Annotated in this window: 3 protein-coding genes; 1 reads left to right on the top strand and 2 read right to left on the bottom strand. The window is 29.1% G+C overall.

The genetic code is table 11. The annotated features are described in order from the left end of the window. Positions 1–1,828, bottom strand: a 1,828-nt coding sequence (locus tag SULYE_RS06410; protein WP_007547702.1) for a glycosyltransferase family 2 protein, incomplete at its 3' end; no start/stop codon positions are given. A 68-nt stretch (positions 1,829–1,896) separates the two neighbouring features. On the opposite strand from SULYE_RS06410, the gene SULYE_RS06405 reads away from it, so the two are divergent. Next, positions 1,897–3,126, top strand: a complete 1,230-nt coding sequence (locus tag SULYE_RS06405) for a glycosyltransferase family 2 protein (protein ID WP_007547701.1) — start codon at positions 1,897–1,899, stop codon at positions 3,124–3,126. 260 nt (positions 3,127–3,386) lie between these two features. On the opposite strand, the gene SULYE_RS06400 is transcribed toward SULYE_RS06405, so the two are convergent. Beyond that, a partial coding sequence (locus SULYE_RS06400; RefSeq protein ID WP_007547700.1) for an amino acid permease occupies positions 3,387–4,411 on the bottom strand: 1,025 nt, incomplete at its 5' end.

Below are 4,411 nucleotides of genomic sequence, written 5' to 3'. Positions count from 1 at the left end.
TTTGTCTAAAAAAGTCTTTCGGCTTTTCTTTATCTGTAAATTTGAAAACATATCTGTATCTTCCGTCAGACAAGTCAAATGCATAAAATGGCTCTGTTTTTCTTACATCTTTCATAAACAAATCTATTGGATTTGGAACGTTTCCATATCCGTATTTTTTGATTAGCTTCTTTAAAAAGTTGTATAGACTTAGCTTATTTAAATAATTAGCTTCTTTTATATCTTCTTCAAAAGATATATGATTTTTATGTGCTATTAATACCGAAGGTAAAACATACTGTTTTAGATTTTTTTCTTGTGCTTTTAATGAAAAATCAAAGTCATTAAATTTAAGGATAAGGTCTTCGTCAAATTTTCCAAATTCTAAAAACCTTTCTTTTGATATTCCAATACAAAATCCTGATAAAAAGGTAGTATCTTCATGATATTGGTTATAAATATACTTTAAAAATCTTTCATATCTTTTTAAGTCTAAAAATCTCAGGTTTGGAGGAATATAATAAGATAAAATATTTTTATGTATTGCTATATCAGAAACCGGACCAACCATTGCAACTTGCTTATCTTGAAGCTCTTTGTAAAATCTGTTTAACCAGTCTTTAGAGATTACAACAGTATCTGGATTTAAAAATACCAAATAAGGATTTTTTGACAATTGGGCTCCTTGGTTAATAGCTTTAGAATATCCAAGATTTTCTGAATTTTTTATTATCTTTATTCTACTGTCATTAAAAGATTCTACAATTTCAACCGTGTTATCTTTCGAATTATTGTCAACAATAATTATTTCATCGTTTTCTATTAAATAAGAATCCAAAACCGATTGAATGCATTCTTTGATAGTATCTGAAGAGTTATAAGAGACTATAATTATAGAAAATGGTTCTCTTTCAATTTTTAAATCTAAATTTGCATTGTAGATTTTATTTAGAAGTTGCTTTAAATCTTTAGAAAGTTTTCTATCTGTTTTTATGTATTGGTAAAAGGCATCAATGTAATATAAATTTCTTGTAAACCCATCTTTGTATCTAAATAAATTTTCATCTATACCAAGACTACCAATAAATTCTTTTGTTAAAAAAGTTTGTCTCTCGATTGCTTCTTTAAGTATAGTTTTTATGTTAAGCTGATCATTTGTTTCATGCATTCTGTACAGGTTAGAGGCCTTATTACTTAAATAAACTTTTCCTTTTTTTGCTAAATTCATCCACAAAAACCAATCTGCATTAGCTTCAAATTCTATATTGTCAAATTTAAATAGCTCAAAATCTACTTTATCTTTTCTAAACATAAAACCTGAAAAACTTCCCATAATGTTAAAAAGCTTTTCTAAGGATTTTTCTATCAGCCATTTACCATTAACGCAAGAATCATTGAAATGTTTTTCATAAAATTCTAAATGATTCCTTAATGCCGGCAAATAAATAACCCTTAATTTTTCATCTACAAATAAAGTTTTTCCGGCAGATATTACTATATCATCATCCTTAAAAGGCTTGCTTAACTCTTCTAATATATAAGGTGCAAGGATATCATCATCACATAAAAAATGGATTAAATCTCCTGACGCTAAGTAAAACAGATTTTTGTAATTTTCAGCCGATCCAAGATTTTTCTCATTTTTATGATATTTTATAAAAGGATAATCTTTAGCAAACTCGTTTACAACTTCAAAATTCTTTTTGTTTATCTCTTCATTTGGATTATCATCTGCTACTATAACTTCATATGGCTTAAGTGATTGATTTATAATGCTTCTTAAAGCTTCTCTTAAATACTCCGGTCTATTATAAGTTGGAATTAAAACTGATATTTTTAAATCCGTCATTAAAAAACCTTATCTATTTTTTATTGATAAAATATAATACAATACTTATAAAAAGGAGGGATAATTATATGAATTTAACACTTGGGATTTTAAAGACCACTTCAGATTTTTCAAAAATTAATGAAGTCTTGGAGGGAATTCAAGATAATTTAGAGTATTTTGATCAAATAATCTATACCGGTAATAAAGAAGATTTAGAAAATGCAGAGTTTGATTTTGTAGCTTTAGGACTTGATACAGATAATAAAGCAGTATTGAGAAATAAAATAATAGACAAAGCAGAAAATGAGTTAATTCTTTGGATAGATAATGCTACTGTCTTGGAGTTTGACATGATACCGGAAATGATGGAAGTTTTAGAATCAAATCCGGATGCTGATATTATTTATACAAATATTGTCTACAAAGATATAGAAGGTAACGAAAGCATTAGAAAGCTGGAAGATGTATATGGAAAAGAGAATAATTTATTAATGACTTTGAAAATAGAAGATTATATTCCTGAGTTTGGAGTAATTACAAAAAAAGATTCTTTAGAAAGACTTGGAAAATTTGATGAAAGCTTTAAAGATTATGAATTTTACAGATTTATTTATGAAAATTTAAACAACTTAAAGTTAAAACTGTCAGAGTTTAACTATGTAGTGAAGTACTTATTAGAAACATTTATAGATACTTCTTATAGAAGTAAAGCTTTAAGAGATGCATTAAAAAAATATCCTTTACAAGAATTTTTCCCAAAGCTTGGATGGAATAAGAATGAGAACCTTGCTTTAGCAACTGCATATACGTCTGTAGGAGATGTTTTATCTGACTATTATGATTTGTACAATGCATCAGAATTTTACAGAAAAGCTGCATTAAGTTTTCATAATAAAATTACATTGTCAAAGTTGGTTCAAGCTTATTTTAACATGGGTCTTTTTGATGAGGCTAAAAAATTAGTTTCAGAGGAGCAAGGATTTTCTCAAGAAGAAGTTAAAAATTTACAAGAGAATATAGGTCAAATACAAAGATTGATAGAAATGATAGAGCAATCTATTAACGAAGGAAATGTGCAAGAAATATTTAATCTGATAAACGAGATTGCTTCTGTTTATCAAGGTGCACCTTTGTATAATATTCTTGGTGCATTGGAGTATTATGCAAATAATTTAGAAAAAGCATATCGATTTTTCTATAAAGCAGCAACATTAAATCCATTGAATGAAGATGTAATCTATAATCTTACAGGCTTAGCAAACCAGCTTGGTAAACAAGAAGATGTGAAGAGTTTATTTGAAAGATTATTAGGCTGATGTTTTTATTTTAATTTAAAGTAAGAAATTAGGTCAGACTGCTTTGAATTTCCTGCTTTCTTTAAGGAAACCTTTGCCAGTCTGACACGTTTTTAAGCAATGGGACTTTAGCCTGAAGGATCTCCTCTTTTATTGTTATTTGAAAGGAAGAGGGGCAAAAAGGGGATTCTTCGCCGGCTATAGAATGGTGATGTCAATCTTTCAAGCAGCCTCGGACATTTCATTCAATAAAATGAAAAATGATGACTTCAAAATACTTCTTACCTTCCTAAATTACTATTTTTAAATCCATATAAAGCATAAATAAGAAGTCCAATGAAGCTCCATATAAAAAATCTAACCCACGTATCCAACGGTAAACCCGCCATTATTAAAAGTAAGAATATAACATTTAAAGGAAGGAGTAAATTTGGGGCAGGAACTTTAAATATTGGATTATAGTTTGAATTCTTTCTAACAACTATAGCAGCAATTCCTACCATGATATATGCAAATAATGTACCAATATTTACAAGCTCTGATAAAACTTTTAAAGGCAGAATTCCGGCCAATATAGATAAAAATAATCCACCAACAATAGAAGCTTTATATGGAGTCCCAAATTTAGGATGAACTTCCGAAAAAGTTTTAAAGAGAAGTCCATCTCTCGATAATGCATACATAACCCTCGTAAAACCAAGTCCCATAACAATCATAACGCTTGTAATAGTTATGACTGCACCAATAGAAATAAAGTCAGCAACCCATTTTTCATTTACTTGATACATAGCATAAGCAAGGGAGTCAGGCTTTCCTTCATAAGATTTATAATTAAGCATTCCTACCAGTACAAATGAGACAGCTATATATAAAACAGTGCTAATTCCAAGGGCGGTTATTAAACTTTTTGGCATGGTTTTTTGTGGGTCTTTTGCTTCCTCTGCCAATGTAGAGATGGCGTCAAATCCAAGATATGCAAAAACTACATAAGATGCCCCATGCCAAATCCCTTCCCAGCCATATGGTAAAAAGTCAGAAGTAATATTTTCTAATTTTACATATTTAATTCCAACAATGATAAAAACAATCAAAACTATTAGCTTAAGTATTACTATTGCAGAGTTTACTTTTGCACTTTCTTTGATTCCAATCGTCAGTAAAGCAAAAACAACAATAACACCCAAGAAAGCAAATAGATCAAAAAAAGTTCCTTTACTTGGGTCAAAAGCACCTGTTAATTCAACCGGCAGAGTAAATCCAAAGTTTTTTTCTAAAAAGGTTCGTAGATATCCAGACCAACCTATAG

It is taken from the genome of Sulfurihydrogenibium yellowstonense SS-5 (assembly GCF_000173615.1).
GTDB classification, from domain to species: domain Bacteria; phylum Aquificota; class Aquificia; order Aquificales; family Hydrogenothermaceae; genus Sulfurihydrogenibium; species Sulfurihydrogenibium yellowstonense.
Note: the sequence above shows the minus strand (reverse complement) of the source record. Positions and strands in the feature narration are given on the sequence as shown.

Coding starts and splice junctions, on each gene's coding strand:
- SULYE_RS06405 (WP_007547701.1), top strand. CDS start 1,897: ATGAATTTAACACTTGGGATTTTAAAGACCACTTCAGATTTTTCAAAA.